Annotated in this window: 13 protein-coding genes and 1 tRNA gene; 4 read left to right on the plus strand and 10 right to left on the minus strand. The window is 66.2% G+C overall.

The window, feature by feature from the left end:
• Positions 1-49 precede the first annotated feature (49 nt).
• Positions 50-125, minus strand: a tRNA-Thr gene (locus AC06E9_RS15415).
• Between the two features lie 163 nt (positions 126-288).
• Between AC06E9_RS15415 and treA the strand changes: the two genes are divergently transcribed.
• On the plus strand, positions 289-1,917 hold the full coding sequence (gene treA, locus AC06E9_RS15420) for an alpha,alpha-trehalase TreA (RefSeq protein WP_478050370.1): 1,629 nt from the start codon (positions 289-291) through the stop codon (positions 1,915-1,917).
• Positions 1,918-1,941: 24 nt separating this feature from the next.
• Here the strand turns inward: treA and AC06E9_RS15425 are convergent, their stop codons facing one another.
• The 6 genes from AC06E9_RS15425 to murJ all read right to left on the minus strand — a co-directional run bounded on the left by AC06E9_RS15425 (position 1,942) and on the right by murJ (position 11,008).
• Positions 1,942-3,822 carry a M61 family metallopeptidase gene (locus AC06E9_RS15425; RefSeq protein WP_478056354.1) on the minus strand — a complete coding sequence of 627 codons (1,881 nt, stop codon included), beginning with the start codon at positions 3,820-3,822 and terminating at the stop codon, positions 1,942-1,944.
• Positions 3,823-4,042: 220 nt separating this feature from the next.
• Positions 4,043-4,993: a 4-hydroxy-3-methylbut-2-enyl diphosphate reductase gene (gene ispH / locus AC06E9_RS15430; RefSeq protein ID WP_121043425.1), complete on the minus strand. Its 951-nt coding sequence runs from the start codon at positions 4,991-4,993 to the stop codon at positions 4,043-4,045.
• Positions 4,994-5,046: 53 nt separating this feature from the next.
• Positions 5,047-5,553 carry a signal peptidase II gene (gene lspA / locus AC06E9_RS15435; RefSeq protein ID WP_478050372.1) on the minus strand — a complete coding sequence of 169 codons (507 nt, stop codon included), beginning with the start codon at positions 5,551-5,553 and terminating at the stop codon, positions 5,047-5,049.
• Positions 5,553-8,384 carry an isoleucine--tRNA ligase gene (gene ileS, locus AC06E9_RS15440; protein WP_478056355.1) on the minus strand — a complete coding sequence of 944 codons (2,832 nt, stop codon included), beginning with the start codon at positions 8,382-8,384 and terminating at the stop codon, positions 5,553-5,555. The genes lspA and ileS overlap by 1 nt, the downstream gene beginning before the upstream one ends.
• Complete coding sequence (locus AC06E9_RS15445) at positions 8,381-9,328, minus strand: bifunctional riboflavin kinase/FAD synthetase (RefSeq protein ID WP_282261916.1); 948 nt, start codon at positions 9,326-9,328, stop codon at positions 8,381-8,383. Before AC06E9_RS15445 ends, ileS begins: the two co-directional genes overlap by 4 nt.
• Positions 9,329-9,403: 75 nt before the next feature.
• Positions 9,404-11,008 carry a murein biosynthesis integral membrane protein MurJ gene (gene murJ / locus AC06E9_RS15450; protein ID WP_121043413.1) on the minus strand — a complete coding sequence of 535 codons (1,605 nt, stop codon included), beginning with the start codon at positions 11,006-11,008 and terminating at the stop codon, positions 9,404-9,406.
• A gap of 116 nt (positions 11,009-11,124) precedes the next feature.
• Between murJ and rpsT the strand changes: the two genes are divergently transcribed.
• Positions 11,125-11,394, plus strand: a complete 270-nt coding sequence (gene rpsT, locus AC06E9_RS15455; RefSeq protein WP_019184515.1) for a 30S ribosomal protein S20 — start codon at positions 11,125-11,127, stop codon at positions 11,392-11,394.
• 193 nt (positions 11,395-11,587) lie between these two features.
• Here rpsT and obgE read toward each other — a convergent pair whose 3' ends face one another.
• From obgE to rplU, 3 genes are all read right to left on the minus strand, one after another.
• Positions 11,588-12,640, minus strand: coding sequence for a GTPase ObgE (gene obgE, locus AC06E9_RS15460; protein WP_121043410.1), 1,053 nt, complete (start codon positions 12,638-12,640; stop codon positions 11,588-11,590).
• 194 nt (positions 12,641-12,834) lie between these two features.
• Positions 12,835-13,095, minus strand: a complete 261-nt coding sequence (gene rpmA / locus AC06E9_RS15465; protein ID WP_019184517.1) for a 50S ribosomal protein L27 — start codon at positions 13,093-13,095, stop codon at positions 12,835-12,837.
• A 15-nt stretch (positions 13,096-13,110) separates the two neighbouring features.
• Positions 13,111-13,428 carry a 50S ribosomal protein L21 gene (gene rplU, locus AC06E9_RS15470; RefSeq protein ID WP_019184518.1) on the minus strand — a complete coding sequence of 106 codons (318 nt, stop codon included), beginning with the start codon at positions 13,426-13,428 and terminating at the stop codon, positions 13,111-13,113.
• A gap of 295 nt (positions 13,429-13,723) precedes the next feature.
• Between rplU and uvrA the strand changes: the two genes are divergently transcribed.
• Together uvrA and AC06E9_RS15480 are read left to right on the plus strand one after the other, a co-directional pair.
• On the plus strand, positions 13,724-16,699 hold the full coding sequence (uvrA, locus tag AC06E9_RS15475) for an excinuclease ABC subunit UvrA (protein ID WP_478056356.1): 2,976 nt from the start codon (positions 13,724-13,726) through the stop codon (positions 16,697-16,699).
• Entirely contained in the window at positions 16,696-17,103 is a 408-nt protein-coding gene (locus AC06E9_RS15480; protein ID WP_088432134.1) for an acyl-CoA thioesterase, read from the plus strand. The genes uvrA and AC06E9_RS15480 overlap by 4 nt, the downstream gene beginning before the upstream one ends.
• Positions 17,104-17,169 lie beyond the last annotated feature (66 nt).

Consider the following 17,169-nt stretch of genomic DNA (forward strand, 5'->3'; position numbering starts at 1 on the left):
ACGCCCCAAACAAAAAGCCCCGGCCAAGGCCGGGGCTTTTTGCTGTATCTGGTGCCGGAAATAGGAATCGAACCTACGACCTACGCATTACGAATGCGCCGCTCTACCAACTGAGCTATTCCGGCGAGGTCGTGAATTCTAGGGGGTGCGGACCACTTTGGTCAATCAGGGAAGCGGCCGCACCGTCAAACGGCCCGCACCCCAATGACCGCGTGCGCGCTGCCCCGGAAGTACCAGCCCTTGACGCGCCGCCCCGTACAGTGGATTTCCCACCTCCGGAGGCATCCCATGCGCCCCTGTCCCCGCTTGGCCGGTCTGCTGCTGTCATCCCTGCTGCTGAGTGCCACTGCGCTGGCACGCGACACGGCACCGACGCCGCAGACACCGGACCAGCAGTGGCAGCCCCTGTTCCAGCAGGTCCAGGGCGCACACCTGTTCAAGGATCAGAAGACCTTCGCGGATGCAGTGCCCCGCCAGCCCAGCGCACCCCTCCTCGCCGAGTGGCAGCGCGCCAGGACCCAACCTGGATTCGATCTGGCAACCTTCGTGGCCGAGCACTTCGCGGTGCCCGGTGACACCCAGCCCTACGTGCCACCAGCGGGCGAGACGCTGCGCGCGCACATCGAGGGGCTGTGGCCCGTGCTGACCCGCACCACCGACACGGTGGATCCGAACGGCTCGCTGCTGCCGCTGCCCAAGCCCTACGTCGTGCCCGGCGGGCGCTTCCGCGAGGTGTACTACTGGGACAGCTATTTCACCCTGCTCGGGCTGGCCTCCAGTGGTCGCTGGCAGCAGGTGCGCGACATGGTGGACAACTTCGCGTTCCAGCTCGACAGCTACGGCCATGTTCCCAACGGCAACCGCAGCTACTACCTGAGCCGCTCGCAGCCGCCGTTCTTCAGCCTGATGGTGGATCTACTCGCCACCCACGAAGGCGATGACGCCTACCGCCGTTACCTGCCGCAGCTGCGCATCGAGCATGCATTCTGGATGCGCGGCGCGGAAACGCTGGCGCCGGGCGAGGCACGCGAACGGGTGGTCAGGCTGGCGGGCGGGCAACTGCTCAACCGTTACTGGGACGACCGCGCGGTGCCACGCACAGAGTCCTGGATGGACGATGTGGCCACGGCCGCCCTGGCGCCGCAGCGCGCCCCTTCGCAGGTGTATCGCGACCTGCGCGCCGGTGCGGAATCGGGCTGGGATTTCAGCTCACGCTGGCTCGCCGAGCCGTCTGCGTTGGCGAGCATCCATACCACGGCGATCGTGCCGGTCGATCTGAACAGCCTGCTGTTCCATCTGGAAACGACCGTGGCCCGCGCCAGCAAGGCGGCCGGTGATCGCAGCGGCGCACGCACCTTCACCCAACTGGCGAAGGCGCGTCAGCACGCCATCAACCAACTGCTCTGGGATGACCAGCAAGGCTGGTACGTGGACCGCGATCTGGAGCGTGGCCAGACCCGCCCCGCCCTGACCGCAGCCGCTCTGTTCCCCTTGTGGCTGGACGTCGCCGGGCGCACGCAGGCACGCCGTACCGCCCAGGCAGTCGATTCGCAGCTGCTCCGCGATGGCGGGCTGCTGACCACCACCGTGACAACCGGGCAGCAATGGGATGCCCCGAATGGCTGGGCACCGTTGCAGTGGGTCGCGGTGGACGGGCTGCAGCGCTATGGACAGGACACCCTCGCCCGCCGGATCGGCACGCGCTTCCTGCGCACCGTGCAGACCGTGTATGACCGCGAGGGCAAGCTGGTGGAGAAGTACGTGGTCGACGGTTCGGCCACCGGCGGCGGCGGTGGCGAGTACCCGCTGCAGGATGGCTTCGGCTGGAGCAACGGGGTCACGCTGGCGCTGCTGGATCGCCTGTGTGCGCCGAAGCGTGCGTGCGAGAGCGCCCAGGATGTGGACGCCGCGGACTGATCCAGCGGCCTCCACGCAGCGCACTCACCGCGCCTTCCACAAGTCCGCCAACCGGTCCGGCTTGCCCGCGATGCGCTCCAGCGACGGGTACTTCAGCCCATCGTGGTAATCCAGCGTCACCGTATCGATTCGATCGAAGCTCTTCACCAGCAGCGTCAGCGGCGCCTTGTCGGTCTTGGCGGCGGTGATCGCCTCCTTCAACTGCTCGGCCTTGAACACGCGGCCATTGAGTGCGACCACGCTCATGCCGGGAATGAGACCGGCGTTGAAGGCCGGGCTGTCCCACAGCACATCGCCGATGTAGCCGGACTCGCTGACCGACAGGCCGATGGAGTACAGCAGGTTGCTGTTCTTGCCGCGGGTTTCCTGCGCCTTGAACGCCTCGTTCGGCGTATCGGTATAGACCAGCTTCCAGCCGGCCGCTTCCAGGCCACCGGTCAGCGGCCCGTGCCCGTCCAGGCGCTCGCGCAGGAAGCTGGCCCAGTCGAACGGCGCCACGCCGTTGAGCGTGCTCACCACCTCTTCGAAGGTATACGGATGGACATTCCAGTCGCCGTCGTTCATGCCGAAGAACGCCTTGGCGAAGTCGTCCAGGCCGCGCTTGTTACCCGTCAGCGCGCGCAGCTTGCCCTCCACCTCCAGCCAGACCATCTGGCCGCCGGAGTAGTAGTCCTCGCTCATCTGGTAGTTGCGGAAGGCCAATGCGCGGCGCTGGGCGATGGTCGGGTCGTTGGTGGTGTCCTGCAGGTTGCGCCAGGCCAGGCCGGGGCGACCGCGATCATAGGTGCCCGCCACATTGGCCAGCACGTCGCGGGTCTGCTGCGGGCTCCACAGGCCGGAGCGCGCGGCCAGCACCTGGCCCCAGAACTGGGTCTGGCCTTCGTACAGCCACAGCAGGCTGTCGCCCATCGGCACGTTGAAGTTGGCCGTGGTCAGATCGGCGCCACGCCGGTACTTGCCGTTCCAGGAGTGGTTGAACTCGTGCGGCAGCAGATCACGGCCCAGCCAGGTCTTGTCCCACTCGGTGAAGTAGCCGGTCTCGCCACTGTTCTCGCTGGAGCGCTGGTGCTCCAGGCCGATGCCGCCGAGCTTGTCGGTCAGCGCCAGCAGGAACTCGTAGCGGTCGAAGTGGCGTGCGCCGTAGAGCTTGTACATCTGCTGCACGAGCGCGCGATGCGCCTGGATCTGCTCGGGCTTGGCGGCCAGCGATTTGGCCTCATCGGCGAAGACATTCAGGTGCACCGGCACCTTCGCACCGGGGTCCAGATCGAAGCGCTGGAAGTGGCGGCCGGCGAACAGCGGCGAGTCGACCAGGTGGTCATAGCTGATCGGCTTGAACACCACCGTGTCACCCTCGCGGCGCTCGGTATCCAGCGCGGTGGCGTACGACCAGCCCGGCGGCAGCGTGACGGTGGCCTGCGCCTGGATGTTGCGGGTGATCACCCCGGCCGGGTACAGCGAATTGGCATTCCACTGCAGGTTGAGCATGTCCGGGGTCACCACCACGCGGCCCTGGGTGCCCTGCGAAGAGAGGAACTTGAACTCGGCCACCACTTCGCTGGCGCCCTGCGGCACCTGCACGGTGAAGGCATAGACGTCGTACGGATCGCGCGTCCACTGCAGCGGCGTGCCGTTGGCGGTGACGACCAGGCCGGCGAGCTTGTCGATCGGGCCACTCGGTGAATGCGCCCCGGGCAGCCACTGCGGGTACAGCAGGGTCAGCGGGCCGGGCTTGGCCGGCACCGTGGCCTTGACCTTGAAGATGCGTCGCCCGATGTCGCGCGCGTCCACGTCGATGCGCAGCAGGCCCGGGAAGGCCACGTCCTGCGGCGGCGGTGTCTGCGCCTGCACGCCGGTGGCGGACACGGCCAGCAACACGGACAGGGCAATGGCACGCATCTTCATCAGGCAGGCTCCAGCGGGGGAAGCCCTTGATCCTAGCCGCGTGTTGCCGCCCTGCCCCATGGCCAAAGGTCATACGTCGCGTTGCGGCCATGATTGGCACAGCGGCGCGCAGTGACGTTCTGTCTGCCGGTCGCGATCAGGGCCAACCGGGATGCGCTGCCGGCCAGCGGCCGGCACTACCGGGGCAGCGCCATGGCATGCGTGGCGGAATGCTGCGCGGTCAGTCGACCAACCGCAGCCGCAGTTCCTTCGGCAGCGCGAACACCATCGATTCCGGCTCGCCCTCCAGTTCGCCCACACCGGTGGCACCGAGCTCCTTCAGACGCGCGATCACACCATCCACCAGGACCTGCGGTGCCGAGGCACCGGCGGTCAAGCCGATGTGCTTCTTGCCGGCCACCCACGCCGGGTCGATCTCGTCGGCACCGTCGATCAGGTAGGACTCCACGCCATCACGGCGCGCCAGTTCACTCAGGCGGTTGGAGTTGGAGCTGTTCGGCGAGCCGACCACCAGCACCAGGTCACAGCGCTTGGCCAGGTCACGCACGGCGTCCTGGCGGTTCTGCGTGGCGTAGCAGATGTCGTCGTTCTTCGGGCCCTGCATCGCCGGGAAGCGGGTGCGCAGCGCGTCGATGATGCTGCGCGTGTCATCCACCGAGAGGGTGGTCTGGGTGGTGTAGGCGAAGTTCTCCGGCTGGTCGATGACCAGCGTGGCGACGTCTTCCACACCCTCCACCAGGTAGATCTGGCCGGTGCCGCGCTCGCGGTTCCACTGGCCCATCGTGCCTTCCACTTCCGGGTGCCCGGCGTGCCCGATCAGCACCACGTCGCGGCCGGCGCGGCAGTGGCGGGCCACTTCCAGGTGCACCTTGGTGACCAGCGGGCAGGTCGCGTCGAACACCTTCAGACCACGGCGGTCGGCTTCCTGGCGCACGGCCTGGGACACGCCGTGCGCGCTGAAGATCACCGTGTTGTCGTCCGGCACTTCGTCGAGTTCTTCGACGAAGATCGCGCCGCGGGCCTTGAGGTCATCCACCACGAACCGGTTGTGCACGACCTCGTGGCGCACGTAGATCGGCGCACCCAGGGTCTCGATCGCGCGCTTGACGATCTCGATCGCACGATCGACACCGGCACAGAAACCACGCGGATTGGCGAGCAACACATCCATCGGTCAGATACTCCGGCCGGCGTGAGCCGGGTTGTTACGGATACAGGAGGGAATTATCCCGCTTTTTTGGCAGCCTTGCCGTCGAACAGGCCGAACAGGGCGATACCCACCGCGCCGACCACGATCGCCGAGTCGGCGATGTTGAACGAGGGCCAGTAATGGTCCCCGATATGCCACTGGATGAAGTCGACGACGTGACCGTGCATGAGGCGGTCGATCACGTTGCCGATCGCCCCGCCGATCACCAGCGCGTAAGGCACGGCGCTGCGCCAGGCACCGCGCGCGGTGCCCCACATCCAGTAGGCCATCAGGCCGCTGATGCCCACCGCCAGCGCGGTGAAGAACCACAGCTGCCAGCCACCGGCATCGCTCAGGAAGCTGAATGCTGCGCCGGTGTTGTAGGTGCGGTACCAGTTCCAGAAGCCCTCGATGACCACCACCGGCTCGTACTCGGGCAGGCTGGACAGCACCCAGGCCTTGCTCCACTGGTCGGCGATGATGATCGCTGCCGACAGCAGCAGCCAGATCAGCGCGTTCGGACGCGGACGGGCGGCGGTCATCAGAACCACCGCCGGTCTTCGCCGGCACCGTCGATGTTGGTCACGCAGCGGCCGCACAGTTCCGGATGCGCAGCGACCGAGCCGACATCGGCGCGGTAATGCCAGCAGCGCACGCACTTCTGCTTGCCGGTCGGCTGGGCGCTGACGAACACCTCGTCGGTGGTCGCCGGGCGCACCTGCACGTCACCGCTGATCAGCAGGAAGCGCAGCTCCTCGGCCAGCGGCTGCCAGCGCGCGGCGGTCTCGGCATCGGCGGCGACGGTGATCTCCGCTTCCAGCGCCGCACCGATCGCACCGTTGGCGCGCATCGGCTCAAGCACCTTGGCGACCTGCTCGCGCAGGGCCAGCAGCTGGTCGAAGTCGGCTGCGTTGAGCGGTGCATCGGCCGGCAAGGGAACCAGACCGTCGTACCACGTGGCGAACAGCACGTTCTCCTTGCGCTCGCCCGGCAGGTACCCCCACAGCTCATCGGCGGTGAAGCTCAGGATCGGCGCGATCCAGCGCGTGAACGCTTCGGCGATGTGGTACATCGCGGTCTGCGCCGAGCGGCGGCCGCGCGAGTCCACCGGCATGGTGTACAGGCGGTCCTTGGTGACATCCAGATACACCGAGCCCAGATCCACGCTGCAGAAGTTCAGCAGCAGCTGCACGATCTCGGCCATGTTGTAGCCGGTGTACGCGGCCTTGATCTTCTCCTGCACCTCGAAGGCGCGATGCACGATCCAGCGGTCCAGCGCGACCATGTCGGCCGGGGCCACCAGATGCTGGGCCGGGTCGAAGCCGTCCAGGTTGCCGAGCAGGAAGCGCGCGGTGTTGCGCAGGCGCCGGTAGGCATCCGCGTTGCGCTTGAGGATTTCCTGCGACAGCGACATTTCATTACTGTAATCGGCCGAGGCGATCCACAGGCGCAGGATGTCCGCGCCCAGGGTCTTCATGATGTCCTGCGGCTCGATGCCGTTGCCCAGCGACTTGGACATCTTGCGGCCCTTCTCATCCACAGTGAAGCCGTGGGTGAGGCACTGCTTGTACGGGGCCTGCTTGTCGATGGCCACGCCGGTCAGCAGCGAGGACTGGAACCAGCCGCGGTGCTGATCCGAGCCTTCCAGGTACAGATCGGCGGGCTTGCCGAAGCCACGCGCCAGCAGCACGCCTTCGTGGGTCACGCCCGAGTCGAACCAGACATCGAGGATGTCAGTGACCTTCTCGTACTGCGACGCTTCCTCGCCCAGCAGCTCGGCGCTGTCCAGCGAGTACCACACGTCGATGCCTTCGGCCTGCACGCGGTCGGCGACCTGCTGCATCAGCGCGACGGTGCGCGGGTGCGGCTCACCGGTTTCGCGGTGGGTGAACAGCGCGATCGGCACGCCCCAGGTGCGCTGGCGGCTGATGCACCAGTCCGGGCGGCCATCGACCATCGAGCCGATGCGCGCCTTGCCCCAGCTCGGGAACCAGCCGACGTTGTCGATCGCGGCCATCGCATCGCGGCGCAGGTTGGCCTTGTCCATCGAGATGAACCACTGCGGGGTGGCGCGGAACACGACCGGCGTCTTGTGGCGCCAGCAGTGCGGGTAGCTGTGCACGATCTCGACATACGCCAGCAGCGCACCGGAGGCACGCAGCACATCGACGATCAACGGCTGCGCCTTCCACAGGTGCAGGCCCGCCAGCTCGACATCGCCGGCCGGTGGGGTCGAGGACAGGTACACGCCACGGCCGTCGACCGGGTTGATCTGGCCGGCGTTGTACTTGTCCATCAGCCCGTACTGCTGGCTGACCACGAAGTCTTCCTGGCCATGGCCCGGGGCGGTATGCACCGCACCGGTACCGTCTTCGTCGGAGACGTGGTCGCCATTGAGCAGCGGGATGTCGCGCTGCGGGTAGAACGGATGGGCCAGCAGCAGATTTTCCAGCGCGGCGCCGGTGGCACGACCGTGCACGACCAGGCCGTCCACGCCGTAGCGCTGCAGCGAACGTTCGGCCAGCGCGGCGGCCAGCACCAGCCAACGGCGCTTGCCGTGGTGGGCCGGGCCTTCGGCCAGCACGTATTCGATCTCCGCACCGAGCGACACCGCCAGCGAGGCCGGCAGCGTCCACGGGGTGGTGGTCCAGATCGGCACCGCCACCTCGACATCGGCCGGCAGCGTCACGCCGAAGCGCTCGGCCAGCTGCTGCGAATCACGCGACACGTAGGCCACGTCGATCGCCGGGGAGGTCTTGTCCTGGTATTCGATTTCCGCTTCGGCCAGCGCCGAGCCACAGTCGAAGCACCAGTGCACCGGCTTGGCGCCGCGCACGATGTGACCGTTGGCGAACACCTTGGAGAGCGCACGGATCTCGTTGGCTTCGAAATCGAAACTCAGCGTCTTGTACGGGTTGTCCCAATCGCCGATCACGCCCAGGCGCTTGAAGTCGCGGCGCTGCAGTTCGATCTGCTCTTCGGCGAACTCGCGGCACTTCTGGCGGAACGCGACCGCATCGAGCTTGACGCCGACCTTGCCCCACTTCTTCTCGACCGCGATCTCGATGGGCAGACCGTGGCAATCCCAGCCCGGTACGTAGGGCGCATCGAAGCCGGCCAGGTAACGCGACTTGACGATGATGTCCTTGAGGATCTTGTTGACCGCGTGGCCCAGGTGGATCTGGCCATTGGCGTAAGGCGGGCCGTCGTGCAGCACGAACAGCGGGCGGCCCTGCGCGTTGTCGCGCAGGCGGGCGTAAAGGCCCTCGTCCTCCCAGCGCGACAGAATGCCCGGCTCGCGCTTGGGCAGGTCGCCGCGCATCGGGAATTCGGTTGCCGGCAGATGAAGGGTGGCTTTGTAGTCCTGGCTCACGCAGTGGCTCGCAATCTGTGTTCGGAAAGGATGTGACGGGCCTGTTCGGCGTCACGGTGCATCTGGTCGGTCAACGCAGCCAGATCGTGGAACTTTTCTTCGTCGCGCAGCTTGGCGACGAACTCGACATCGATGTGGCGGCCGTACAGGTCGCCCTGGAAATCAAACAGGTGCGCTTCCAGCAGCGGCTCCACGCCATCCACGGTGGGACGCGTACCGAAGCTGGAGACCGACGGCCACGGCTGGTCGAACACACCATGGACCCAGGTCGCGTAGATCCCCGACAGCGCCGGCGTCTTCGGAAAGCGCAGGTTGGCGGTCGGGAACCCCAGCGTACGGCCCAACTGGCGGCCGCGCACTACCCTGCCCCCAATCGTATACGGCCTGCCCAGCAGATCGCCGGCATGACGGAAATCACCGGCGCGCAGCAACTGGCGGATGCGGGTGCTGGAAATGCGCTCGCCGTGCAGGTCGACCGGCTCGATCTCGCCCGCACTGAAACCACGCTCGCGGCCCATCGCCTGCAACAGGGCCAGATCGCCCTTGCGGCGGTTGCCGAAGCAGAACTCCGGCCCGATCCACACCTCGCGCGCGCTCAGCCGGTGCACCAGCAGCTGCTCGACGAACGCCTCGGCCTGCATCGCGGCCATGCGCGCATCGAAGCGCAGCAGGCCGATCGCATCCACGCCGAGTTCGCGCAGCATGGCGACCTTGTCACGGGCCAGGGTCAACCGCGGCGGCGGCTCGCCCTGGGCGAAGTACTCGCGCGGCAGTGGCTCGAAAGCCACCGCCACGGCAGCCACGCCCAGCGCGCGCGCGCGCGAAACGGCGTGGCGCACCAACGCACGATGACCCAGGTGCAGGCCGTCGAATGCGCCGATGCAGACCACGCTTCCGTGCGGGAACAACTGCCCGCCTTCGACGCTTCTAAACAGCCTGCTCATCTACGTGGAATACGGCCCACCGGGGCCGATGCTTTGCAAGAGATAGCCATGAAGTATAGCCGGGCTGCCCCCGGATCAATGCTCCCGCAGATGGCGCGGGCGGAAGCCCATGGCAACCAGGGCCACCAGATAGGTCAGGCCACCGCCGCCGACCAGCAGCGCGAGGTTGCCGATCCGGTGCCATTTGTCCATGCCGGTGAAGTCCGCCATCCCGTAGCGCAGGCCCAGCAGCACCGCCACCATGGCCAGGCAGGCCAGCCCCAGCTTGGTCGCATAGCCGCCCCAGCCCGCCTTGGGCTGGTAGACATCGGTCTTGCCCAGCCAGTACCAGAGCAGGCCAAGGTTCAGATAACTGGACAGCGCACTGGCGATACCCAGCGCCAGATGCAGGCCAGGCTGCTTGCCCAACGCGACCCAGACGCCCTGCGCTTTCAGCGCCTCCGGCACCATCACGTGGTACAGCACGGCCAGCAGGATGACGTTGAAGACCATGTTGGCCACCAGCGCGACCACACCGGCGCGGACCGGGGTGCGGGTGTCCTGACGGGCGTAGAAGGCCGGCAGCACCACCTTGAGCAGCGCGAAGGCCGGCAGGGCGAAGCTCAGGCCGTACACCGACAGCGCGGTCATGCGGGTATCGAACGCGGTGAAGCGGCCGTACTGGAACACGGTGGCAATCAGCGGCTCGGCCAGCAGCAGCAGGCCCAGCATGGCCGGGATGGCGATCAGCAGCGTCGTGCGCAGGCCCCAGTCCAGCGCACTGGAGAAGCCGGCCTTGTCGGTACTGACATGGTGGCGGGCCAGCGCCGGCAGGATCACCGTGCCCAGCGCCACGCCGAACACGCCCAGCGGCAGTTCCAGGAAGCGGTCGGCCAGCGACAGCCAGGACTGCGAGCCATCGGTCAGCTTGGCGGCGATCACCGTATCCAGCAGCAGGTTGATCTGCGCGATAGAGGAACCGAACAGGGTCGGCACCATCAGGGTCAGCACCTTGCGCACCCCGGGATGCTGCCAGCCCCAGCGCGGCAGGGTCAGCAGGTTGATGCCCTTCAGCGACGGCAGCTGGAACAGCAGCTGCAGCAGGCCGGCGGCCAGCACCGCCCAGCCCAGCGCCAGGATCTGCTTCTCCGGGGTGCCACCCAGCCGCGGGGCCAGCCACAGCGCACCGGCGATCATGCACAGGTTGAGGATCACCGGGGTCAGCGCCGGCATCGCGAACTTCTGGAAACTGTTGAGCGCTCCGCCGGCCAGCGCGGTCAGCGAGACGAACAGCAGGAACGGGAAGGTCAGCCGGAACAGGTCCACCAGCAGGCCGTGCTTGGCCGGGTCGGTATCCACCCCGCTGGAGAACAGGGTCGCCAGCTGTGGCGCGAAGATCAACGCCAGCGCGGTGACCAGCAGCAGGACGCCGCCCAGGGTGCCCGCCACGCGCGACATCAGTTCGCGCAGTTCGGCATGCGAGCGGGTTTCCTTCACCTCCGTGAACACCGGGACGAACGCGGTGGCGAACGAGCCTTCGGCGAACAGCCGGCGCAGGAAATTGGGCACCCGGAAGGCGACCCAGAAGGCATCGGTCACCGCATTGGTGCCGAACGTGGTGGTGATGACCAGGTCGCGAACCAGCCCCAACACCCGCGAAATCATGGTCATGCTGCTGAAAGACAGCAGGCCCCGCAACATCCTTGGTGAACTCACCCGTGTTCCCTCTTGACAATTGACTTGACGTACATTTTTCGAGCCATCATACTTTCCAGCTTGCTGTTCCCATTACACCGATTTTTCAGGAAACCACCACTGTGGCCAATATCAAGTCCGCCAAGAAGCGCGCCAAGCAGACCGTCGTGCGCAACGCGCGCAATACGGCTCAGCGTTCGATGCTGCGCACCGCTGTCAAGAAGGTGATCAAGGCTCTGGATGCCAATGACGCCGCCGGCGCCGAGGCAGCCTTCGCTGTTGCCCAGCCGATCCTCGACCGTTTCAGCTCGCGTGGTCTGATCCACAAGAACAAGGCTGCTCGCCATAAGAGCCGCCTGACCGCGCGCATCAAGGCCATCAAGGCCGCCTGATACGGCGCTGCGGGTGTCGTAGAGCCACGCACTGCGTGGCTTCGACCCAGCCGCAGAGAAAAACCCGGCCCCGGCCGGGTTTTTTGTTGCCTGCGATCTGCGACGGCCGGCCCGGTCGGCCCGGTCGGCGGTGACGACGGCACCACAGAAAAACCCGGCCGCAGCCGGGTTTCTCAGGGGCGCGCGGGTGCGCTCAGTACGCATCGCGCGCTTGCGCCTCGTCTTCCTTCTGGCGATCGAAGAAGGCCATCACGTTGTTCATGATCGGCCAGGTGCCTTCACGGCCCAGGGCCGAGACCAGGTACCACGGCTGGGTCCAGCCCAGCTCGGCGACGATCTTCTCGGCGGCAGCCTTGGCTTCGTCCTCGAACATCAGGTCGGCCTTGTTCAGCACCAGCCAGCGCGGCTTGTTCAGCAGCTCCGGGTCGTGCTTTTCCAGCTCGCGCTCGATCGCACGGACCTGCTCGATCGGCGAGACACCTTCCACGCCACCTTCCATCGGGGAGATATCCACGAGGTGCAGCAGCAGGCGGGTGCGCTGCAGGTGGCGCAGGAACTGCGCGCCCAGGCCCGCGCCATCGGCCGCACCTTCGATCAGGCCGGGAATGTCGGCGATCACGAAGCTGCGGTAGTTCTCCACGCGCACGACGCCCAGATTGGGGTACAGCGTGGTGAACGGGTAATCGGCGACCTTCGGGGTCGCCGCCGACACCGCACGGATCAGCGTGCTCTTGCCGGCGTTCGGGAAGCCCAGCAGGCCGACGTCGGCCAGCAGCTTCAGCTCGAGCTTGAGCAGGCGCTCTTCACCCTCTTCACCCGGCAGCGCCTGGCGCGGCGAGCGGTTGGTGGAGCTCTTGAAATGCATGTTGCCCAGGCCACCGCGGCCGCCCTTGGCCACCAGCAGGCGGTCGCCATGGCTGGTCAGATCGCCGATCACTTCATCGGTGCTGACGTTCATGATCACGGTGCCGATCGGCACGGTGATGACCAGGTCTTCGCCGCCCTTGCCATAGGCCTGGCGACCCATGCCGTTCTCGCCGCGCTGCGCCTTGAAGATGCGGTCATGGCGGAAATCGACCAGGGTGTTGAGGTTCTCGTCGGCGCGGATCCACACGCTGCCGCCATTACCGCCGTCGCCACCGTCCGGCCCGCCCAGCGGAATGAACTTCTCGCGACGGAAACCGATGCAGCCGTTGCCGCCATTGCCGGCGATCACCTGGATTTCTGCTTCGTCTACAAGTTTCATGATTCTGGATGCCAATCTGGAGGCGGCGGGCGCGAGGTGCACCCCACCGCAGAGTCTAACGGCCCCGGTACGATCCAGGGCCGGCGGCGGGAAATGTCCCGCCCGATAGTTGATACCAACGAAAAACCCCGCCGAAGCGGGGCTTTCGTCAGCGACCCCACGCCGTGGCGTGGGCGCCTGCGTACCGCTGAAGATCAGGCTTCGGCGACGACGCTGACGGTACGACGCTTCTTCGGGCCCTTGACCGAGAACTCCACCTTGCCGTCGACGAGCGCGAACAGGGTGTGGTCACGGCCGAGGCCAACGCCGGTACCCGGATGGAACTGGGTGCCGCGCTGACGCACGATGATGTTGCCGGCATCGATGGCCTGGCCACCGAAGATCTTGACGCCGAGGTACTTCGGGTTGGAGTCGCGACCGTTGCGCGATGAGCCTACGCCCTTCTTATGTGCCATGACTGCTTCTCCTTATTACTTGCTGCCACCGGCAATGCCGGTGATCTCGATTTCGGTGTAGTACTGACGGTGACCCTGACGCTTCATGTGGTGCTTACGGCGACGGAACTTGATGATCCGGACCTTGTCGGCACGACCCTGGGACACGACCTTGGCAGTGACCGAAGCGCCGCTCAGCGCGTCGCCCAGCTTGATGCCATCGCTGTCGCCAAGCATCAGGATGTTGTCGAACTTGATCTCGTTGCCGACTTCGACTTCGAGCTTTTCAACGCGGAGCGTTTCGCCCTGCGCCACGCGGTATTGCTTACCGCCGGTTACCAGTACTGCGTACATGACCAGACTTCCTCTGTAGTTATTGTGGTCTATGGACTGCCGCCATCGAGGGCGGACAGAAGCGGAATTTTAATGACTTCAACCACTTCGGGTCAACCCACCCCCTGCTCTGACCCGGATTTGGCTGAATACGGTTCAGGAAACCGGCTCGTGGGGTCTCAGGGAATGAGACATGGGGGTGGCAAAGTCCGCGATTGCCCCCAAATCCCAAGCTCGGTAGGCTGACCGATTGCCGTTTCCGATTGCCCCACCCGCTTGCCGGCTCCCTGAGCCGAAGCCCCACAACGGATCCCCCATGGCGATGGATTTCATCCGCATCCGCGGCGCGCGGACGCACAATCTCAAGAACATCGATCTCGACCTGCCCCGCGACAAGCTGATTGTCATCACCGGCCTGTCCGGCTCGGGCAAGTCCTCATTGGCGTTCGACACCATTTACGCTGAAGGCCAGCGTCGTTACGTGGAGTCGCTGTCGGCCTATGCCCGCCAGTTCCTCAGCGTGATGGAAAAGCCGGACCTGGACCACATCGAGGGCCTGTCCCCGGCGATCTCGATCGAGCAGAAATCGACCTCGCACAACCCGCGCTCGACCGTCGGCACGATCACCGAGATCTACGACTACCTGCGCCTGCTGTACGCCCGCGTCGGCAGCCCGCGCTGCCCGGACCACGGCTATCCGCTGGAAGCGCAGACGGTCAGCCAGATGGTCGACCACGTGCTGACCCTGGATGCCGAGCAGCGCTACATGCTGCTGGCGCCGGTGATCCGCGAGCGCAAGGGCGAGCACGCCCAGGTCTTCGACCAGCTGCGCGCGCAGGGGTATGTGCGCGTGCGGGTGGACGGCCAGCTGCATGAAATCGATGCGGTGCCGCCGCTGGCACTGCGCCAGAAGCACACCATCGAAGCGGTGATCGACCGTTTCCGCCCGCGCGAGGACATCAAGCAGCGCCTGGCCGAGAGCTTTGAAACCGCGCTCAAGCTGGGCGACGGCATGGTCTCGGTGCAGTCGCTGGATGTGGAGGATGCGCCTGCGCAACTGTTCTCCTCCAAGTACAGCTGCCCGGTCTGCGATTACTCGCTGCCGGAGCTGGAACCGCGCCTGTTCTCGTTCAACTCGCCGGTCGGCGCCTGCCCGGGCTGCGATGGCCTGGGCATGGCCGAGTTCTTCGACCCCTCGCGCGTGGTGGTGCACCCGGAGCTGTCGCTCTCGGCCGGCGCCGTGCGCGGTTGGGATCGCCGCAATGCGTACTACTTCCAGCTGATCGCCTCGCTGGCCAAGCACTACAAGTTCGACACCGACGCCCCTTGGCAGAGCCTGCCCGAGGACGTGCGCCAGGCCGTGCTGTACGGCAGCGGCGAAGAGACGATCACCTTCACCTACTTCACCGAAGCCGGTGGCCGCACCCAGCGCAAGCATCGCTTCGAGGGCATCATTCCCAACCTCGAGCGCCGCTACAAAGAGACCGAATCCTCGGCCGTCCGCGAAGAGCTGGCCAAGTACATCAGCGAGCGCAACTGCCCCGAGTGCCAGGGCCAGCGCCTGAACAAGGCCGCGCGCAATGTGTTCGTGGCCGACCGTGCGCTGCCGGAACTGGTGGTGATGCCGATCGACGATGCGCTGAAGTTCTTCAGCAGCATGAGCCTGCCCGGCTGGCGCGGCGAGATCGCCGGCAAGATCGTCAAGGAGATCGGCGAACGGCTCGGCTTCCTGGTCGACGTCGGTCTGGATTACCTGACCCTGGAGCGCAAGGCCGACACCCTGTCCGGTGGTGAAGCTCAGCGCATCCGGCTGGCCTCGCAGATCGGCGCCGGCCTGGTCGGCGTGATGTACGTGCTGGATGAGCCCTCGATCGGGCTGCACCAGCGCGACAACGAGCGCCTGCTCGGCACCCTGACCCGCCTGCGCGACCTCGGCAACACGGTGATCGTGGTCGAGCATGACGAAGATGCGATCCGCCTGGCCGACTACGTGCTGGACATCGGTCCGGGCGCGGGCGTGCACGGCGGCGAGATCGTCGGCCAGGGCACGCTGCAGGACATCCTGGATGCGCCGCGTTCGCTGACCGGCCAGTACCTGTCGGGCAAGCGCGCCATCGAGATCCCGGCGCGCCGGCACAAGCCCAACCCGAAGATGACCCTGCACCTGCGCGGTGCCAGCGGCAACAACCTCAAGGGCGTGGACCTGGATATTCCGTCGGGCCTGCTGACCTGCATCACCGGCGTGTCCGGCTCGGGCAAGTCGACCCTGATCAACGACACCCTGTTCTCGCTGGCCGCCAACGAGATCAACGGCTCCTCGCACCCGATCGCCCCGTACAAGGAAGTGGACGGCCTGGATCTGTTCGACAAGGTGGTGGACATCGACCAGTCGCCGATCGGCCGCACCCCCCGCTCGAACCCGGCCACCTACACCGGTCTGTTCACGCCGCTGCGCGAGCTGTACGCGCAGGTGCCCGAAGCGCGTGCACGCGGCTATTCCCCGGGGCGTTTCAGCTTCAACGTGCGCGGTGGCCGCTGCGAGGCCTGCCAGGGCGATGGCCTGATCAAGGTGGAAATGCACTTCCTGCCCGACGTTTACGTGCCCTGCGATGTCTGCCACGGCAAGCGCTACAACCGCGAAACGCTGGAGATCCTGTACAAGGGCTACAACATCAACGACGTGCTGCAGATGACCGTCGAAGATGCGCTGAAGCTGTTCGAGCCGGTGCCGAGCATCGCGCGCAAGCTGGAAACGCTGGTCGATGTGGGCCTGAGCTACATCAAGCTGGGCCAGAGCGCGACCACGCTGTCCGGTGGTGAAGCGCAGCGCGTGAAACTGTCCAAGGAACTGTCGCGCCGCGATACCGGGCGCACGCTGTACATCCTGGATGAGCCGACCACCGGCCTGCACTTCCACGACATCGAGGCGCTGCTCGGCGTGCTGCACAAGCTGCGCGACGAAGGCAACACGGTGGTGGTGATCGAGCACAACCTGGACGTGATCAAGACCGCCGACTGGATCGTCGATCTGGGTCCGGAAGGCGGCCACCGCGGTGGCACCATCCTGGTCACCGGTACGCCGGAGGACGTGGCGGCCTGCCCAACCTCGTACACCGGCCAGTTCCTGGCCAAAATGCTGCCCTCCACCAGCGCGCGTCCGGAACAGCCGGCGGCCGTGGCCAACAAGCCCGACGCCCGCCCGCCGCGCAAGGCCAAGCCGGAACCGAAGAAGGCCGTGCGCAAGACCGCCGCGACCAAAGCCCCCAGCAAGACCAAGAAGAAGACCGCATGAGCAACGAGCACAAGATCCTCGCCCGCGTGCCGATCAGCGTCCGCTGGCGCGACATGGACAGCATGGGCCACGTGAACAACGCCAAGTACATCTCCTACCTGGAAGAAGCGCGCGTGCGCTGGATGCTGGGCGTGGAGGGCGTTTCGATGACCGACCGGATCGCACCGGTAGTGGCGGCGACCAACGTCAACTACCGCCTGCCGATCGTGTGGCCCAACGATATCGTGGTGGAGCTGTTCGTCGAGCGTCTCGGCAACAGCAGCGTGACCATCGGCCACCGCATCGTGGACGAGAAGAACGACAGCACGCTGTATTCGGATGGCAACGTGGTAGTGGTCTGGATGGACACGCAGACCGGCAAGAGCGCGCCGTTGCCAGAGGCGATCCGCACCGCGTCGAGCTGAGAGGTTCCGCCGCGCCGAACTGAAAAGTAGTGCCGGCCACTGGCCGGCAGTTTCATGGCAGCGATG

The sequence above is a fragment of the Stenotrophomonas sp. Steno-Z10-BAI genome (assembly GCF_056393115.1).

Excerpts from the sequence above, each read along its gene's own strand:
- treA (WP_478050370.1), top strand. The coding sequence starts at position 289 with ATGCGCCCCTGTCCCCGCTTGGCCGGTCTGCTGCTGTCATCCCTGCTG.
- AC06E9_RS15425 (WP_478056354.1), bottom strand. The coding sequence starts at position 3,822 with ATGAAGATGCGTGCCATTGCCCTGTCCGTGTTGCTGGCCGTGTCCGCC.
- ispH (WP_121043425.1), bottom strand. The coding sequence starts at position 4,993 with ATGGATGTGTTGCTCGCCAATCCGCGTGGTTTCTGTGCCGGTGTCGAT.
- lspA (WP_478050372.1), bottom strand. The coding sequence starts at position 5,553 with ATGACCGCCGCCCGTCCGCGTCCGAACGCGCTGATCTGGCTGCTGCTG.
- AC06E9_RS15445 (WP_282261916.1), bottom strand. The coding sequence starts at position 9,328 with ATGAGCAGGCTGTTTAGAAGCGTCGAAGGCGGGCAGTTGTTCCCGCAC.
- murJ (WP_121043413.1), bottom strand. The coding sequence starts at position 11,008 with ATGTTGCGGGGCCTGCTGTCTTTCAGCAGCATGACCATGATTTCGCGG.
- obgE (WP_121043410.1), bottom strand. The coding sequence starts at position 12,640 with ATGAAACTTGTAGACGAAGCAGAAATCCAGGTGATCGCCGGCAATGGC.
- rpmA (WP_019184517.1), bottom strand. The coding sequence starts at position 13,095 with ATGGCACATAAGAAGGGCGTAGGCTCATCGCGCAACGGTCGCGACTCC.
- rplU (WP_019184518.1), bottom strand. The coding sequence starts at position 13,428 with ATGTACGCAGTACTGGTAACCGGCGGTAAGCAATACCGCGTGGCGCAG.
- uvrA (WP_478056356.1), top strand. The coding sequence starts at position 13,724 with ATGGCGATGGATTTCATCCGCATCCGCGGCGCGCGGACGCACAATCTC.
- AC06E9_RS15480 (WP_088432134.1), top strand. The coding sequence starts at position 16,696 with ATGAGCAACGAGCACAAGATCCTCGCCCGCGTGCCGATCAGCGTCCGC.